Source organism: Mesorhizobium sp. UC74_2 (assembly GCF_042701485.1).
Lineage (GTDB): Bacteria > Pseudomonadota > Alphaproteobacteria > Rhizobiales > Rhizobiaceae > Mesorhizobium.
In genome coordinates this window covers 164,690-180,708 of record NZ_CP170562.1, presented here as the reverse complement: position 1 = coordinate 180,708, position 16,019 = coordinate 164,690, and the positions used below count along the sequence as shown (strand labels likewise).

Below are 16,019 nucleotides of genomic sequence, written 5' to 3'. Positions count from 1 at the left end.
CGGACAAAGTCAGCACCTCACTCGTGCTGAATTCGATCCCGGCGCTGCTGTTCGCGCCAAAGCTCCCAGCGGCGACGCAACTCGCCTTTGCGCAGGCCATTGGCATCCGAAAGAACGGTGGCCTGTATCACCCGGTCGGTGCGGAAATGTCGGAACCCCTGCCGCAACTCGCACCAGGCGACGATCAGCCGTGTCGCCTCATCGTAGCCCAGGATAACCGGCCAGACGATGCGGTCCGTCTCCACGCCATTTTCGGACCGATAACGCAAACGCAGCTTCCTGCCTTCGCGGATCGCCGTCCGCAGTTCCGTCGTGTCGACCGGGTCCGGCGACATGGTTCTTCCCGGCTTGGCACCGACACTCGGTGCGACGATGAACTGCCGCAGGCGTTCGGGGACGACTGCCGCGATCTTGGCCACGACATCATTGGCCGCGGCTGAGAGAACCTTGTCGCCACGTGCCGCAACCCATTGCGATCCCAACACGACGGCCTCGAGCTCGTCGGGCGTCAGCATCAGCGGTGGCATGTCATATTCTGGAGCAAGCAGATAGCCGAGACCAGCCTCCCCCACGATAGGAACCCTCTGGCCGATGAGGTCGGCGATGTCGCGGTACACAGTGCGCTTGGATACCTCTATTTCCGCGGCCAGGGCCGCGGCGGTCACCGGGCGGGTCGACCGCCGCAGGATTTGGATGATCTGAAACAATCGATCGGCACGACGCATGCGATGCTGACTCCTGCTGCCATTATGGTGGCAACAGGCGTGTGCCACAAGCTTGTCGCGACGTCATATCCGTCGCGCCAAATGAAGGATCACAAACGATGAAATTTGCATCCATTCGCCTGATCGCCTCCAACGTGGAAGGCATGGTCGGCTTTTACGAAACGGTGACCGGCCAACACGCCGAGTGGCTGGCCCCTGTCTTTGCCGAGATCGTCATGCCATCGGCCACGCTTGCGATCGGCAGTGCGGAGACGGTAGCCCTGTTCAAGGAAGGCAGCGCCGAGCCATCCGCCAACCGCACGGCGATCATCGAATTCATAGTCGACAACGTCGATGCCGAGTTTGACCGGCTGAGGGGCAAGGTCGAGCTGGTGCACGAACCCAAGATGATGCCTTGGGGGAACCGCTCGATGCAGTTCCGCGACCCCGAAGGCACGATCGTCGCATTGTTCATGCCTGCCACCGATGCCGCCAGGAAACGGTTCGGAGTGCTGTGACCGTACCCGGTAGCCGCGCCTCTGTGGCATTTACCGATTGAGCACAGCATTCTGCCAAATACGTTACAGACAGACACGTAATTGTCACGGCTGATGCCCCAAATGGAGTAAGCGCCTTCATCTTGGTCCGTTTAGATGTAGACTGCCTTGATGGTGCGGGGGGGGCAGACACTGCAAGGCAAGCCGTCTGGATATCCTGTCGACTCGACGGCTTTTCGGGTGAGTAACGCAGAAGGGAAACCTGCGCCATGTTCAGTATGAAAGAAAACCACTTTGGCCATAAGGCCAAAACAGCGCGCTCGATCGTCAAGTTTTTCGATCCCTGGGAGCGCAAACTGGCCTTCGATACCGACCATAATGATCGGATGGCACCGAGCATCTCGAGCGAAGACCAGGAGCGTGTCGACGTTGACGAGCGCTGACGCCGCCCAGACGGTATCTTGAACGCCGCCGACTCGCGCAAATTGTCAGGCTGAAGCAGGTGCCGACTTTGTTTCGGCAATCTTTTCCGCCCATCCGAAAACCGGCGCGATGTGCTCCACCACGTCGGACAGGATTTGCTCGTAGTCCTCGTGCCGGAAACTGTAAGGCAGTTCGAGGCGCAATTCCTCCACTTCGGCGAACACGGGATCGCTGAGCAACGCCTCCACGATGGCCTGTGATGGGCCTACCAGATCGCGCGCGAACAATGTGCGCCGCTCGCCATGTGGTTTGCCTGTCCTATCGTCCCGGCCCTCGCCATAGGCGCGATAGCGCTGGCGCGTCACTGCGTCGGCACCATCGAAAGGGACGATGACACGGCCGAGCGCGACACGACCGTGGCCGGCCTGAGCCTTGAAAACTTCCAGTTGCCGAACCTGGGCTTCGAAGAAATTGTCTGTACCCTCACCCGAAGTCACATTGCCAATCAAGAGATTGAGACCGCTGCGCCCTGCCCATTCGGCGGATCGTAGCGAGCCGCCGCCATACCAGATCCGCTCCGAAAGGCCAGCCGCATAGGGCTGGAGCCTCGGCGTGACGCGACCGCCCGGAAATTCGACGATCGCGCCGGGCGCGCCGATTGGCTCGCCCTTGAGGTTGCGGACGAAACGCAGCACCCGCTCATATGAAAAATCGAAACCGCGCCAGTCGCCATCGAACACCAGCGGCCCCAGCGTCTCGGCGTGCGGTGGCGTGCCGGCACTCAATCCCACATTGAGCCGCCCGCGCGCCAGGACATCGACGGTCGAAAGATCTTCCGCCAGCCGATAAGGGCTTTCATATCCGATCGGGATGACCGCAGTGCCGAGTTCGATCCTGCGGGTACGCTGGCTTGCCGCCGCCAGAAAGGCAGCGGCCGACGAGATCCCGGGTTCCAGATGACGCTGCCTGACCCAGGCGCCATCGAAACCGATGTCCTCGCCGAATTCGAACAGCTGCAGCGTCCTCTCGAAGCCGGCGGCTGGATCGTTGTCCGGATAATTGCCCGGCGTGAGGAAAGCGAGACGTCGAATGATGGGCTTCGTCATCGATTGTACTCGCGCCAGGCTGGACGTTTCCGCATCGGGTTGGAGATCAGTATTTCGGCAGGCCGGGTGGATTGGTCCTCGACTGATCGATCGCTTCGGGCCCAAGGTTCCATTTATCGAGAACCTGTTTGTATTTGCCGTCCTTGATCGTTTCGTTGAGCGCCGCCGTGACGACATCGGCGATACCGCTGCCACGACGCGTTACCACGCCGACATCCGTGGTCAGCGGCCAGCCGGCATTGACGGTGCCCACCAGCCGCGCGTCGCCGGTCACCGCAGCCTGATAGGATTGCACCGCATTGACGCTGAAGACGGCATCGGCTCGCCCCGACCGCAGCGCCAGGTTCGACGCCGCCTCGTCGTCGAACAGGATGATCTCGGCCGGGTTCAGCCCGGCCTCACGGTTGCGCCGATCCCATTCGACAATGATCTTCTCCTGGATGGTGCCGGGATCGGTGACGATCTTCAGCCCGGCAATGTCCTTCGGCTCGGCGATCTTCTGGATTGGGCTGTCCTTGCGGACATAGAAGCCGTGCAGGCCCTGCCGGTAGCTGGAGAAATCATATTTGAGCTTGCGTTCCTCGGTCACGCCGACATTGGAAATGACGGCATCGAATTTGCCGGAGACAATGCCGAGCGGCCAGTCCTCCCAGGCGACGGCCACCAGCTTCAGTGGCCGGCCGAGCTTGTCGGCGACAAGCTGGGCGATATCCGGGTCGGCACCGATGACGGTCGCGGCATCCGTGGCGTAGCTGGCGATCGGCGGCACACCGGACGGAGCCACCGCCACCGTGAACACGCTTTCGTCGACGAAATGGAAATCTTTCGGAATGGTCTTGACCAGCACGTCGTCCTTGTCGGCGCGCACACGGCCACTCTGCTCCGGACTGAGATCGAACTGGGCGGTGGCGGCAGCACCCGCAGCCACAAGCAATGTAGCCAGGAAAACGGGAGCAAGAAGGCGTGTTCTGGAAAGCATGGCGTGACTCTTTCTGAAGATAAACCGCGGACTGGACCGCAGGCGTGCGAGACGCCCGCGGCTTTCAGCCCCTACTCAGCTGTTGGGTTTCGGCAGGCCGAGGGGATTGGTGGCCGACTTGTCGATCGCCTCCTCGGTCAGGCTCCACTTCTTCAAGACCTCGCCATACTTGCCGCTGGCGATCAGTTCGTTGACAGCAACCGTAAACGGGTCAGCCAACCCGCTGCCCTTGCGGGTGGCCACCGCGATTTCGGCGGTACGCGGCCAGCCGCCGCTGACGACGCCCACCAGCTTGGTTCCGCCGTTCACTGCCGCGCCATAGGCCAGGGTAGCATTCGGATTGAATTCAGCGTCCGCCCTGCCCGACTGGATCGCCAGCTGACTCGCAGCGCGGTCATCATAATATTGCACCTCAACCGGCTTCAGGCCCGCAGCAACATTCTCGCGGTCCCATTCCAGCAGGATCTTCTCCTGGTTGGTGCCGGCCCCCGTGATGACCTTCAGCCCGGCAACGTCCTTCGGCTCCTTGATCGACGTGATTGCGCTGTCCTTCTTCACATAGAAGCCCAGCACATCCTGCCGGTAGGTGGAGAAGTCGAACTTCTCCTTGCGCTCCTCCGTCACCGTCACATTGCTGATGACGGCATCGAACTTGCCGGAGGACAGGCCGAGCGGCCAGTCTTCCCACGCAACGGCGACAAGGTTGAGCTTGAGACCCAGCGTTTCGGCAAGCAGAACCGCCAGGTCCGGGTCGGTGCCGACGACGGCCTTGGCGTCGGTTGCATAGGTGGCGACCGGTGGATCCCACGGATTGATGCCGATGGTCAGGACGCCGGGCTCGACGAACTTGTAGTCCTTAGGGATCGCCGCGATCGCCTTTTCGCTCTTCTCGGCATGAATGCGCGTTGGCTGTTCCGGGCTGAGATCGAACTCGGCCGCCATGGATGTCGTCGCCCACAGCCCAAGGCTGGCGAGCCCCGCTGCTACGAAGGAAAACCGACTGCGATGGAATGTCATGTGCCTGCTCCTGTTTCGAGACGTACGATACCTTGCCCGTCACGAAAGGACGGGCGCGCCGGTGCTCCGGACATGTGACTGGCGAAGGAAAGAATGCGGGCTAGAGAACCTTGGCCAGGAAGGCGCGGGTGCGCGGATGGGCCGGTTCGCTGAAGAGTTTGGCCGGCGGCGCCACCTCGACCACCTTGCCGCTTTCCATGAAGACGACGGTGTCGGCGATCTCGCGGGCGAAGCCGATTTCGTGGGTGACGATCACCAGGGTCGTGCCGGAATCCGCCAGTTCCTTGATGACGTCGAGGACTTCGCCGACCAGCTCCGGATCGAGCGCCGAGGTCGGCTCGTCGAACAACAGGACCTTCGGCCTCAGTGCAAGTGCCCGGGCGATGGCCACACGCTGCTGCTGGCCGCCCGACAGATGGCGCGGATAGGCATTGGCCTTATCGGAGAGCCCGATCCGGGCCAGAAGGTCGAGAGCGGTTTCGATCGCTTCGGCACGCGGAATCCCATGCACGGAAACGGGTGCCTCGATGATGTTCTCGACCACCGTCAGATGCGGGAACAGGTTGAAATTCTGGAACACCATGCCGACGGCCGAACGGCGGCGGCGGATGGCGCCTTCCTTCAGTTCGTAGAGCACGTTGCCGTCGCGCGCATAGCCGATCAACTCGTCATCGATCGAAATGAAGCCTTCATCCGTGCGTTCAAGATGGTTGATCGTGCGAAGCAGCGTCGACTTGCCGGCGCCCGACGGGCCGATAATGGCCGTGACCGTTCCCGGTGCCAAAGTGAGACTGACCTGGTCGAGTACGGTCAGGGTACCGAAGCGCTTGCTGACATCGCGGATCTCGATGCGGCCGGCACCACGATCGCCCAGATTGACGGCAGCCAGGGGCTTGCGGACGACGGCCTGCTTCGTCTCCACCGCAATCTGCTTCCCGACCAAAACCGGTCCGAAGGGCAGCCCCGACAGGAATGCGGCAATGCGCCTGAACACGGGGCCTGGCGCCTTGCGGGTGGCACCCTTGGAGTAATACTGCTCGATCGCGATCTGGATGAGCGAGAGCACGCTCATGATGACCAGGTACCATACCGTGGCCACCATCAGCAGCGGGATGACTTCCAGGTTGCGGCGGTAGATGACCTGAACTGTGTAGAACAGCTCCGGCAGGGCGAGCACATAGACCATCGAGGTTGATTTCGCGAGGCCGATGATCTCGTTGAAGCCACTGGGCAGGATCGCGCGCATCGCTTGCGGCAGCACGATGTTGAGCGCCTGCCGCCGCCGTGACAGTCCGAGCGCGGCAGCGGCCTCATGCTGTCCGTGATCGACCGACAGGATGCCACCACGAATGATCTCGGCCGAAAAAGCGGCCTGGTTGAGGCTGAGGCCGATCAGCGCCACCGCAAACGGGCTGAGTACCTCGACGGTGTTGTATTGCGCAAACAGGATGCTGGTGAACGGCACGCCGACATCGACGGTCGGATAGAGGTAGCCGAGATTGTTCAGAACCAGCAGCAGCACGATCAGCGGGATCGAGCGCAGGAACCAGATATAGGCCCAGGATACGCCCGACAGCAGCGGTGAGGTCGACACACGCGCAAAGGCCAGCACCGTACCGAGCAGGAAGCCGAGCGCGGAAGCGAGCACCGTCAGAAGCAAGGTGCGGCCGAGGCCAACCAGCACCGGTTCGGAGAAGAAGAACTTCGCAAAGACATCCCAGCCCCAGCGTGGATTGGTCAGGACGGAATGCAGTGTGGCCGCGATCACCAGAACCGCGACGATCGTGCCGACCGTGCGCCAGTGATGCTTGGCCGGCACGACCTTATAGCCGGTGTGGCTTTCGATGGATCGTGATCGCCCGGCAGCGGAAATGTCGCCAACATCCGTAACTGTTGTCATTTCGATTCCGCCTCTCCAGAAAAAGTATGTATATCGCCAGATTTTCTCGGTTTTATGATTTTATATTCAGAATTATTTTCTCTCGGTCACGGCAAGTTTTTTCAAGTTTTCACTTCGAATTGACATTGCCATCCAAATTCCATGCATTATTACAGAACCTCTTCGTGAAATATGTACTCACCCTGCCTTGCGAATGGGCTCAGCCACGCCTGTCACCAGTGCGCTGAGGTCCTTCTCAAAGGGAAGCGAGCCGTGGATCTCCGGATCGACTGTCGTGTCGAACAGCGCGGTGTAACCATTGTTGAGATAGAGACCCGCAGCCTCTGGCTGGCGAAAGCCGGTCGTCAGGTAGATCCTGCTGTAGCCTTGCCGCACGGCTTGCGTTTCGAGTTCCGCCAGCACGATACGCGCCAGTCCTTGCCGGCGCAGATCGACATGTGTCCAGACGCGCTTGAGCTCGGCGGTGCGCTCGTCGTAGCGCTTGAAGGCGCCTCCGGCGATGGCCGTGCCGCCGCGCATCAGCAGGACGAAAGCGCCGTGCGGTGGCGCGAACAGCTCGGCAGGATAGCGAGCCATTTCTGCACCGGCCGGTTCACCCCAGTAGTTGCCGTAGCGTGTCTCATATTCCCAGGTAAGGGCCTCGATCAGCGGCTGCGCGCGCGGATCGAGTGGCGTGGTATAAAGAAAGCCGTCGGTCATGGCACCTCGGTTCCTTCAGGAGTTGGATGGCTGCCGTTGCGATCGGCCAGATAGTCCTGCACCAGATGCACCCAGTAGCCGGCGGCATCGATCAGGATCTCGTCGTTGAAGTCGTAGCGCGGGCTGTGCAGGTCGGCGCTGTCGCCGTTGCCGATGAAGAGGTAGCTGCCTGGCCGCTCCTGCAGCATGAAGGCGAAATCCTCGCTGGCGGTGATCGGCCGGAAATCCGTCTCCAGCCGGCGCTCACCGAAATGCCGGGAAGCAACCCGTCGCGCGAATGCCGTCTCTCGCTCGTGATTGACCAGCGTGGAATAACCGCGCGGATAGCTGATCTCGACACGCGCGCCGTAGCTTGCAGCCTGCGCTTCCGCCAAGGCGATGATGCGGGCCTTGATCTGCTCTCGCACCGCTTCGTTGAAGGTGCGAACCGTCAGTTTCAGCTCGACGCTGTCGGGAATGACATTGGCGGCAATGCCGCCATTGATGGTGCCGACGGTCACCACGGCGGTCTCGAGCGGATCTACGTTGCGCGAGACGACCGTCTGCAGCGCCAGCACCAGCGAGGCCGCTGCAACAACCGGATCGACCGCCTGCGCCGGCTTTGCACCGTGGCCGCCCCTGCCGATGACACGGATGATGACAAGGTCGACCGAAGCCATCGTCGGGCCGGAGCGGAAACCGAACTGGCCGGCCGGCACGCCAGGCCAGTTGTGCAGCCCGAAAACCGTGTCGACGGGAAACCGGTCGAACAGGCCGTCGGCGATCATGGCGCGGGCACCGGCGCCACCCTCTTCCGAAGGCTGGAAGATCGCCCGGAACGTCCCGGAGAATTTCCGCGTCTCGGCAAGGTATCGCGCGGCTGCCAGTAGGATCGTCGTATGACCATCATGGCCGCAGGCATGCATGGTGCCTGATGTCGTGCTGGCATAGGCCAGGCCCGTCGCCTCCAGGATCGGCAGAGCATCCATGTCGGCCCTGATGCCGATCGAGGCATCGCCAGCGCCATTGCGCAACGTGCCGACGACGCCGGTCTTGCCGACGCCGCGGGTTACGTCGTAGCCCCAGGATTCCAGCAGTTCCGCGATCAGCGCCGAGGTCTTCACCTCGCGAAAACCCATTTCCGGCTCGCTATGCAGCCTGTGCCGCAGAGCGACGAATTCGTCACGATAGGCAAGCAGCGTCGACGCGACGTCATCCTTGAGCGGAGCGGCTTGATGAATGGTCATCAGGCCGCGCGCTCCGCTGCGGATTTGGCTTCCTCGGCGGACTGGTTGTAGCGGCTCTGCTTGAAGGGCAGGTCGAGATGATCGCGCAGCGTCGCGCCAGCGAGCTGATTGCTGTGTCGGCCGCGCGCCTCGAGCAGTGGCAGGACGTGTTCGGCAAAGTCATCGAGACCTTCGGTGATCACCTGGAACGAAAGAACGAAACCGTCGGCAGCTCCACCATCGACCCAGCGGATGATCTCGTCCGCCACCTTTTCCGGTGTCCCGATGAAGCGCGTACGCGGCGTGGCAACCTCCAGGGCGACCTCCCGAAGCGTCTGCCCCCGCTCTCTTGCGGTCCGCTTGATACGATCGGTGGTCGAACGGAAATTGTTCTGGCCGATATCGCCCAGATCGGGGAACGGCTCATCGAGCGGATAGGCCGCGAAATCGTGATGATCGAAGAAGCGGCCGAGATAGCGCAGCGCTTCCGGCACGCTGACGAGATCGCGGATCAACTGATATTTGCGCTCCGCCTCTGCCTCGGTCGCTCCGACGATCGGTGCAATGCCCGGGAATATCTTGATGTCGTCGGCACCGCGCCCATGCGCCACGGCAGCATCTTTGAGCCGCCGGGAAAGCGCCTGGTTTTCCTCGAAGGAGTCGGCGCCGGCGAAGACGGCGTCGGCATGACGGCCGCCCAACGACACACCGTCCTCGGAGGCGCCGGCCTGAAACAGCACCGGCTGTCCCTGGGCGGAGCGGCCCAGATTGAGCGGCCCTTCCGCCGAGTGGAACCGCCCCTTGTAGTTCAGACGATGCATCCTGGAGAAATCGGCATATTGGCCAGTCTCGCGATCGCGCACGAAGGCATCGTCGTCCCAGGAATCCCACAGGCCTTTGACGATCTCGATATGCTCGGCGGCGATCTGATAGCGCAGCGCATGCTCGGGATGCTTGTCCCGGCCATAGTTCCTGGCCGACCCCTCGAGAGGGGAGGTAACGGCGTTCCAGCCGGCGCGGCCGCCGCTGACCAGATCCACCGAACCGAACTGCCGTGCGACGGTAAACGGGTCGCTGTAGGATGTGGAAAGCGTTCCGACCAGGCCGATGCGATCCGTCGCCGCGGCCAATGCCGACAGGAGCACGATCGGCTCGAACCGGTTGAGAAAATGCGGGATCGACTGTTCGTTGACGTAGAGCCCATCGGCGACGAACGCGAAAGCGATACCAGCGGCTTCGGCCTGCCTGGCAGTCCTGACATAGTAGTCGAAGTTGGTGCTGGCGTCGGCCGGCACGCTGGGGTGCCGCCAGGCATTCATATGCCCCCCGGGGCCTTGCAGCATGATGCCGAATGGAATGCGTTTTTCACTCATGCGCGAAATCCTTCTTCCTGGTCGGGTTGCGCCTTACGCGGCGACAGCCGAGCGTCGACGCGCCAGGAGCTCCAGCGTGGCGAGACGCCACGAGCCGTTGACGGCCGGTTCGACGATGAATTCGGCGATGCCGTAACGATCTGCCAGGCGATCGAATTCGGACCACACCTGATCGGGCGTGCCGGCGATCACGCTCGATTGCTTCGGTTCGATGCGATACTCGGCGGCGCCCACCTGACGGGCATATTCCTCGGCCTGCTCCGCGCTGCCGACCGTTACGCTCTGGGCACCCGGCACATGCACCTTGAACAGCTTGGTGTTTTCCGCCTCGGCAATGGCCTCGCCGGCATATTCCGAAACGATCGCCGATACGGCGACGATCGGCGCCTTACCGGCAATGCTGCGATAGGTCGACGCGACCGCATCGAGCAGGGCATCGTCACCGTTGAGGTGGCGGGCAAAAACAAACTCCCAGCCATGTGCCGCGGCAAGTTCGGCGCTCTCGACACTGGCGCCGAGCAGGAAACGCTGCGGCGCAATCGTCGGCAAGGGCGTTGCGGCCAACCCTTCCACCGGCCCTTGCCTGTCAAGATAGGCACCCAATTCCGCGATCTGCTGCGCAAAGTCAGACTTGCGGGACGGATCGCGATCTGCCTGCAGTGCACGGGTCGACAGCGGCAGGCCGCCTGGCGCTTTGCCGACACCAAGGTCAACGCGGCCTGGCGCCAGCGACGCGAGCAGGTTGAAGTTCTCCGCCACCTTGTAGGCGCTGTAGTGCTGCAGCATGACACCGCCCGAACCGATCCTGATACGGTTGGTGTGGGCGAGCAGATGGGAGATCAGGATTTCCGGCGAGGAGCTGGCAAGGTCGGGAACATTGTGATGCTCGGCCACCCAGAAGCGATGGTAGCCCAGGCGCTCCGCCAGCTGTGCCAATGCGATGGTGCGCTTCAGGGCATCCGTCGGACTGTCCTGGCCGGCAAGCGGGCTCTTATCCAGTGCACTCAGGACGTAGGACATGTCATCCCCTTTCTGATCGCGTATTCCCGGGATTTTAGTCGATTAATTCTATAGACTTTATAGTCTATTTGGCGAAATTGACCGCTTATGGAGAAAAGCCTTTCAGCGGATGAGCGAAATTCGGAATGCCCCGCTCACTTCGCTGAAAGGCTCCCACCCGACCTCTAGGGATGAGGCGGCGGGATGAGTTCGCGCTCCACAAGAGCTGCGATGATCGGTTCGGCACCAGCAACGAACTGCCTGCCACCGGCTTCACCTGAAGCCTGTCCCGATGTTTCACCGGACCGGAGTATGAGAACAGGCAATGCCCGGTTCGCCTCTCCGACCAGGGCAACAACCTCTGCACGCGGCCGTTTGAAATCGATCCGTCGGATATCCAGCAGATCCTCAAGTACCGGAAACGAAGCAATGACCCCTTCGACCAGCGCCGAATGGCGACAAAAGAAGCGCTGCTCAGGATATGCCGCATCCTCAAAATTGGGAGAAAGCAGAAAAAGGCGCGGTTTTTGCTGGTCGGTTGTTGTCAAGGCAATATCCCGTTCTCCGGAAGACCGTACTTCTCCCGGGCAATGAAACCGGAAGGGGCCGTCGCCATTCAATGTTCGATATCGATAATCGTTACGGAAATTGAGTTCATGGGAAAGAAAAACGCCTCTTTCCATGCCATCGATATCGAATGTTTTTTGCGCGGACCCCGTCGGCCAGAGTTTCGGAACGGCGCCTGTGAATGTTTCTTTGCACGGCAATGACCGCCTCACCGAGGCACGGTAAGCGATCCATCATCCGAGCAGGGCGGACGGAGGCTTCTTCCAACGTCCACACTCTTCGATTGTTTCGCGCTGCGATTATTTTTTACTGTCGGGCGAGGGAGAGCGACGCTAGAAGGCCCCGGCAATCAAGACGGTGCCGCTGTAGCAGTACGGAACCGTCGCCCACTTCCACGCAAGTCGTTAAGAACAGGCTCCGCGAAAGCTGTGCATTTGCAGCGTTGTTTCCACGGTGTCTTAAGCGACTCGGTGTATCTCTTGGTTGCATACGTGCATGCCCCAACCAATGAGGAATGACAGGATGGCTTCGATTTCGAAGGCTGCCCCCTCCCGGGCCGGCAGTAAGCTTCACACGGTTCCGCTGCTTTGTGCCGCGATCGTGGCAATGGCCCTATCGGGCTGCAACTCCATTACCGACAGCAATGTAAGATCCGTGTCCGTTACCACGCAGACGAGCCATGCCTTCACGGCGGAGGTCATCAAGCCTAAAAGCAGGATCGCGACGGTCAGCCGCCGCGCTGCGGTGGCCAAGAGCACGCAGAACATTTCCGATAACGTGCGATTCTATGGTCGCGCGCCGCATATCTGCTCGCCAAGCGGCTTCGGGCAGACCTCGCACTGTTTCCTCAGAACCTGACGCCAGATGTCCTCAAGAGGGAACCGGCAGCTGCTCGAACAGCTGCCGGACTGGAGCGTTTCCGTTTTTCACGGAAACACGGGAACGCTCAGGCTCTTTGTTTGTACGCAATTCCGGACGGAAAACCGTTACACACTTTTCCTGGAATTGCTCGGGTCAGCGCCCGAGTGTCAGTTTGTCCTCGACCTTGCCCAGTTTCGCGACGACATAGTCGCCCCGACGCAGCTTGGTGATTTCATCACCCTTCCGGACCGGCGCGTTTGCAAAGACGTACCAATCGCCCTTGGGCTCACGCCTCTGGTAGATGACGTTGCCCTTCCTGCGGTGGCTGAAGCAGGTGAGGGCTGGCGCGGCGCCGCTCTTGGCGTACCAGTCGGCTCTGAAACAAAGCCGGCCTGCATCGGCAATGAACCAGCTTCCCACCCCATACGAAGCGTCCTTGCCCTTCCCAGTCCATGCCGAAAAACGGCGCTGCGGCACGGCAAAATACCCGGCGCCGTCTTTCCATATCCACGACCGCTGGCTGTAGAGCCGATAGAGATCTTCGTTGCTGAGCGGTTCGGCCTGTCTGATCGTGGCAGCGCTTGGCGCGGCCGAAGCGGCAACCGTCGCGGCCCCCGCCGCGCCGACCAATGCCGCAACCATGATCAGTCTCTGTGCAATGGTCATCTCTTTTCTCCCGCCCTGGTTCTCATCAGTTGGATGCTTCGCGCGTCTGCACGACACGCCAGTTGGGCAGGCCATATCCCTTCGGCCACGGATAGACCTCGCGGTCATCGAAATAGACGATCGCCTTCAGCTCGGGAAATTCGGGATAGGACTTGGCGACAGTCTGCGCCCAATCCTTGACGTATCCGGCATCCCCTTCATAACCGAGCTCTGCAACCACGATCGGTTTGCCGAAGCCTTTGACGCGGGCGTACTTCTCCCGCATCTGCTCGACGAAACTCGTTTCGTGACCGACGACACCCTGGTCGTAGGGTTGATAGCCGAACACCGACAGGCCGACGATGTCGACGAAATTCGTGCCCGGATAAAATGCTTCCAGCCCTGCGTTCCCCAATGGAGACCACATGTATTTGGCGGTCTTGTTGTGCTCACGGCACACGGTCACCATGCGCTGGTAGGCTTTCGCATAGTCAGCTGGATTCCAGTGCGCCCAGGTGAACTGGTTGTTGGTCTCGTCCATTTCCTGTGCCCAGCGGATGGTGACATCGCTCTTCAACTTGGCCGCTTCAGAGCAGACCGCGGCCATGTAGCCGTCGCGTTCACCGCTCAGGATGCTGTGCAACAGTTGCGATGAAGACAGCCGCCAGTTGGGCGACCACGACCATGGTTCGACGGTGACCAGCAGCGACCGCCCGCGTTTCTGCGCGTAGTCGTCCGCCAGTGCGAGGGTGCGAAGGTCGACGTCCTCCCAAGGCAGGAACAGATGCTCGATCTTCGAGTTGGCGTCGGTGCCGAAATCACCATGGGGGTCATAAGCCCCAAAGCCGACAGAGGTCGGGGTGATCACTGGACGCTTGTCGGAAGGCATGGTTGCCGTCGCCGAGTTTTCATTGGGGATTCCAAGTGGACGTTTGTTGGCCGCCAGGCTTACCCCAGTCAGCATCAGTCCCGCGCACGAGAGCGCGATAGCTGCAAGTTTCCTCTTCATTGTCGTTCTCCACTGTCAAAACGCACCGACCGGCGCCCGCGTCGGCAATGGTGCGAATTTTGGGGTTTCTGTCGCTTGCGCCACCGGCCGGTAGGCCATCACCTTGGCGCTCACTGTGTCTTGCTTGACGAGCTTTCCGTACTCGTCGTCCTTGTCCGGCGCCGTGTGCCTGAACACGTACCAGCCTCCGGACGGTTCCTTCTTTTGATAGACCGTGCCGTCATGAACCATGTGGCGGAAGCAGGTCTTGTTGGGGGAGCTGCCGCTGGAGCCGTGCCACACAGCCCGCAGGCACAACTGCCCGTCATTGGTCAGGGTCCAACGTCCCTCTGCCCAACTGGCATTGGCTCCGTTGCCAGACCAGGCCCGGAAAATGCGACCTTCTTCCTGGAAGCGTCCCGCGCCATCGCTCCACTGCCAGGTCTTGTCCCGGTAGAGGTCATAGAGTTCGAGGGCGGTCATGGCTCTCGCTTGGGCAGGCAGCGCGCCTGGCTCGGCGGCAGAGGTCGCCGTTCCACAACACAGCGCGAGGCCGAAAGCCGCGACCGTCAACAGCCATGCGCCAGGTGCAACACCACCGCGCCGCAGGCAATCGATGTGATGACTGTTCATCCGCGCCTCACTTTCCACGCAGCATCCGCGGCAAGCCGGAAGCTGTCTTTTCGAAATCCGGTTCGTCCGTTGTGGGTGTCGCCCATTCCGCGTGCTCGGAGCATTGCCCGACCACCGAAACGTGGAATCCTGCGGCGGACGCCGCGCCCGGTTCCAGCGCATTGCGCAGGTCGACGAGCACCGGCGTCCGCACCAGCCGCCTGAGACGGCCTAGGTCGATGCGGCGGATGCTGTCCCATTCGGTAAGCACCACCACCGCATCCGAATTGCGAGCACATTCGTAGGGATCGTCCAGAAAGGTGACGTCCTCCAGCATACGTGCAGCGTTCTCCAGTCCGACCGGATCATAGGCACGGACGATGGCCCCATAACGCTGCAGTGTCTCGATGAGCGGCACCGAAGGCGCTTCGCGCATGTCGTCGGTGTCCGGCTTGAAGGTCAATCCGAGCACAGCAATCGTCAGCCCCTCGACGTCACCACCGACAGCCTCGATGACCTTGAGCGCCATCTTGCGTTTACGGGCCTCGTTGGCGACGATCGTTTCCTCCACGATGCGCAGAACCACGCCGTAGTCCTGAGCGGTCCTCAGCAGCGCCAGCGTATCCTTCGGGAAGCAGGATCCGCCGTAACCTGGGCCGGCATTGAGGAAGCTGGTGCCGATGCGCCGATCGAGCCCGATACCCAGCGCCAGTTCGCCCACGTTGCTGCCGACCTTCTCGCAGAGGTCCGCCAGCTCGTTGATGAATGTGATCTTGGTGGCCAGAAAGGCGTTGGCGGCATATTTGATGAGCTCCGACGTGCGCCTGTCCGTGAAGACGAGCGGAATATCGCCCAGCGCCCCCTGATAGAGGGCTGCCATCACAGCCCGCGCGCGACCGTCCTCGACGCCGATGACCACGCGGTCCGGCTTCATGAAATCACCGATCGCCGCGCCTTCGCGCAGGAATTCCGGGTTGGAGGCTACCGAAAACGACCCATACGGACGCGCACGGGCGATAATCTTTTCCACCGCATCGCCCGTACTGACAGGGACCGTCGATTTGACCGCGACCACTGCGCCTTCGGCCAGGAACGGCGCCATCTCGCGCGCCGCCATGTAGACAAACGAAAGATCGGCATCGCCCTGCCCTGCCCGCGAAGGCGTGCCGACCGCAATGAACACGACCTGTGCATTCGTCACCGCCGCGGCAAGATCACAGGTAAAGGCAAGTCGTCCCGCCGCCTGGTTGCGTGCAACCATCTTGTCGAGGTCCGGCTCGTAAATCGGCAATCGCCCTTTGAGGAGACCCGAGATTTTGTCGACATTCTTGTCGACGCAGATCACCTCGTGACCCCATTCAGCAAAGCATGTCCCACTGACGAGGCCGACATAACCGGTTCCAATGACTGCGATTTTCATGGCACCCAACGCCTTGCGGCGCCC

Annotated in this window: 17 protein-coding genes; 3 read left to right on the top strand and 14 right to left on the bottom strand. The window is 61.4% G+C overall.

Annotated elements, in window-relative coordinates:
- Positions 1-17: 17 nt before the first annotated feature.
- The gene (locus ACFJIU_RS00920) at positions 18-725 is read right to left on the bottom strand and encodes a helix-turn-helix transcriptional regulator (protein WP_379066698.1); all 708 of its coding nucleotides are present in this window, start codon (positions 723-725) and stop codon (positions 18-20) included.
- A 98-nt stretch (positions 726-823) separates the two neighbouring features.
- Here ACFJIU_RS00920 and ACFJIU_RS00915 point away from each other — a divergent pair, with 98 nt between their 5' ends.
- Together ACFJIU_RS00915 and ACFJIU_RS00910 are read left to right on the top strand one after the other, a co-directional pair.
- The gene (locus ACFJIU_RS00915; RefSeq protein WP_379066697.1) at positions 824-1,222 is read left to right on the top strand and encodes a VOC family protein; all 399 of its coding nucleotides are present in this window, start codon (positions 824-826) and stop codon (positions 1,220-1,222) included.
- 248 nt (positions 1,223-1,470) lie between these two features.
- Complete coding sequence (locus ACFJIU_RS00910) at positions 1,471-1,644, top strand: hypothetical protein (protein ID WP_186307092.1); 174 nt, start codon at positions 1,471-1,473, stop codon at positions 1,642-1,644.
- 45 nt (positions 1,645-1,689) lie between these two features.
- Here the strand turns inward: ACFJIU_RS00910 and ACFJIU_RS00905 are convergent, their stop codons facing one another.
- The 9 genes from ACFJIU_RS00905 to ACFJIU_RS00865 all read right to left on the bottom strand — a co-directional run bounded on the left by ACFJIU_RS00905 (position 1,690) and on the right by ACFJIU_RS00865 (position 11,669).
- Positions 1,690-2,730 carry an LLM class flavin-dependent oxidoreductase gene (locus ACFJIU_RS00905; RefSeq protein ID WP_379066695.1) on the bottom strand — a complete coding sequence of 347 codons (1,041 nt, stop codon included), beginning with the start codon at positions 2,728-2,730 and terminating at the stop codon, positions 1,690-1,692.
- Positions 2,731-2,776: 46 nt separating this feature from the next.
- Positions 2,777-3,709 carry an ABC transporter substrate-binding protein gene (locus ACFJIU_RS00900; protein ID WP_379066693.1) on the bottom strand — a complete coding sequence of 311 codons (933 nt, stop codon included), beginning with the start codon at positions 3,707-3,709 and terminating at the stop codon, positions 2,777-2,779.
- Positions 3,710-3,784: 75 nt separating this feature from the next.
- A complete protein-coding gene (locus ACFJIU_RS00895) occupies positions 3,785-4,726 on the bottom strand; it encodes an ABC transporter substrate-binding protein (RefSeq protein WP_379066691.1) in 942 nt (313 codons plus the stop codon).
- A gap of 100 nt (positions 4,727-4,826) precedes the next feature.
- Positions 4,827-6,626: an ATP-binding cassette domain-containing protein gene (locus tag ACFJIU_RS00890; protein ID WP_379066689.1), complete on the bottom strand. Its 1,800-nt coding sequence runs from the start codon at positions 6,624-6,626 to the stop codon at positions 4,827-4,829.
- Positions 6,627-6,803: 177 nt separating this feature from the next.
- Complete coding sequence (locus ACFJIU_RS00885) at positions 6,804-7,325, bottom strand: GNAT family N-acetyltransferase (RefSeq protein WP_379066687.1); 522 nt, start codon at positions 7,323-7,325, stop codon at positions 6,804-6,806.
- Positions 7,322-8,551, bottom strand: coding sequence for a M20 aminoacylase family protein (locus ACFJIU_RS00880; RefSeq protein WP_379066685.1), 1,230 nt, complete (start codon positions 8,549-8,551; stop codon positions 7,322-7,324). The genes ACFJIU_RS00885 and ACFJIU_RS00880 overlap by 4 nt, the downstream gene beginning before the upstream one ends.
- A complete protein-coding gene (locus ACFJIU_RS00875) occupies positions 8,551-9,903 on the bottom strand; it encodes an LLM class flavin-dependent oxidoreductase (protein WP_379066683.1) in 1,353 nt (450 codons plus the stop codon). The genes ACFJIU_RS00880 and ACFJIU_RS00875 overlap by 1 nt, the downstream gene beginning before the upstream one ends.
- Before the next feature lie 33 nt (positions 9,904-9,936).
- Entirely contained in the window at positions 9,937-10,923 is a 987-nt protein-coding gene (locus ACFJIU_RS00870; protein ID WP_379066681.1) for an MsnO8 family LLM class oxidoreductase, read from the bottom strand.
- A 164-nt stretch (positions 10,924-11,087) separates the two neighbouring features.
- Complete coding sequence (locus ACFJIU_RS00865; RefSeq protein WP_379066679.1) at positions 11,088-11,669, bottom strand: DUF3088 domain-containing protein; 582 nt, start codon at positions 11,667-11,669, stop codon at positions 11,088-11,090.
- A 322-nt stretch (positions 11,670-11,991) separates the two neighbouring features.
- Between ACFJIU_RS00865 and ACFJIU_RS00860 the strand changes: the two genes are divergently transcribed.
- A complete protein-coding gene (locus ACFJIU_RS00860; protein WP_379066677.1) occupies positions 11,992-12,327 on the top strand; it encodes a hypothetical protein in 336 nt (111 codons plus the stop codon).
- Positions 12,328-12,483: 156 nt separating this feature from the next.
- Here ACFJIU_RS00860 and ACFJIU_RS00855 read toward each other — a convergent pair whose 3' ends face one another.
- Genes ACFJIU_RS00855 through ACFJIU_RS00840 form a run of 4 tightly spaced genes read right to left on the bottom strand, consistent with a single transcriptional unit; the run spans position 12,484 to position 15,995 of the window.
- Positions 12,484-12,996: a DUF995 domain-containing protein gene (locus tag ACFJIU_RS00855; RefSeq protein ID WP_379066675.1), complete on the bottom strand. Its 513-nt coding sequence runs from the start codon at positions 12,994-12,996 to the stop codon at positions 12,484-12,486.
- A 25-nt stretch (positions 12,997-13,021) separates the two neighbouring features.
- A complete protein-coding gene (locus ACFJIU_RS00850) occupies positions 13,022-13,984 on the bottom strand; it encodes a glycoside hydrolase family 26 protein (protein ID WP_379066673.1) in 963 nt (320 codons plus the stop codon).
- Between the two features lie 15 nt (positions 13,985-13,999).
- A complete protein-coding gene (locus tag ACFJIU_RS00845) occupies positions 14,000-14,596 on the bottom strand; it encodes a DUF995 domain-containing protein (RefSeq protein WP_379066671.1) in 597 nt (198 codons plus the stop codon).
- A gap of 7 nt (positions 14,597-14,603) precedes the next feature.
- Entirely contained in the window at positions 14,604-15,995 is a 1,392-nt protein-coding gene (locus ACFJIU_RS00840; RefSeq protein ID WP_379066669.1) for a UDP-glucose dehydrogenase family protein, read from the bottom strand.
- Between the last annotated feature and the right edge of the window lie 24 nt (positions 15,996-16,019).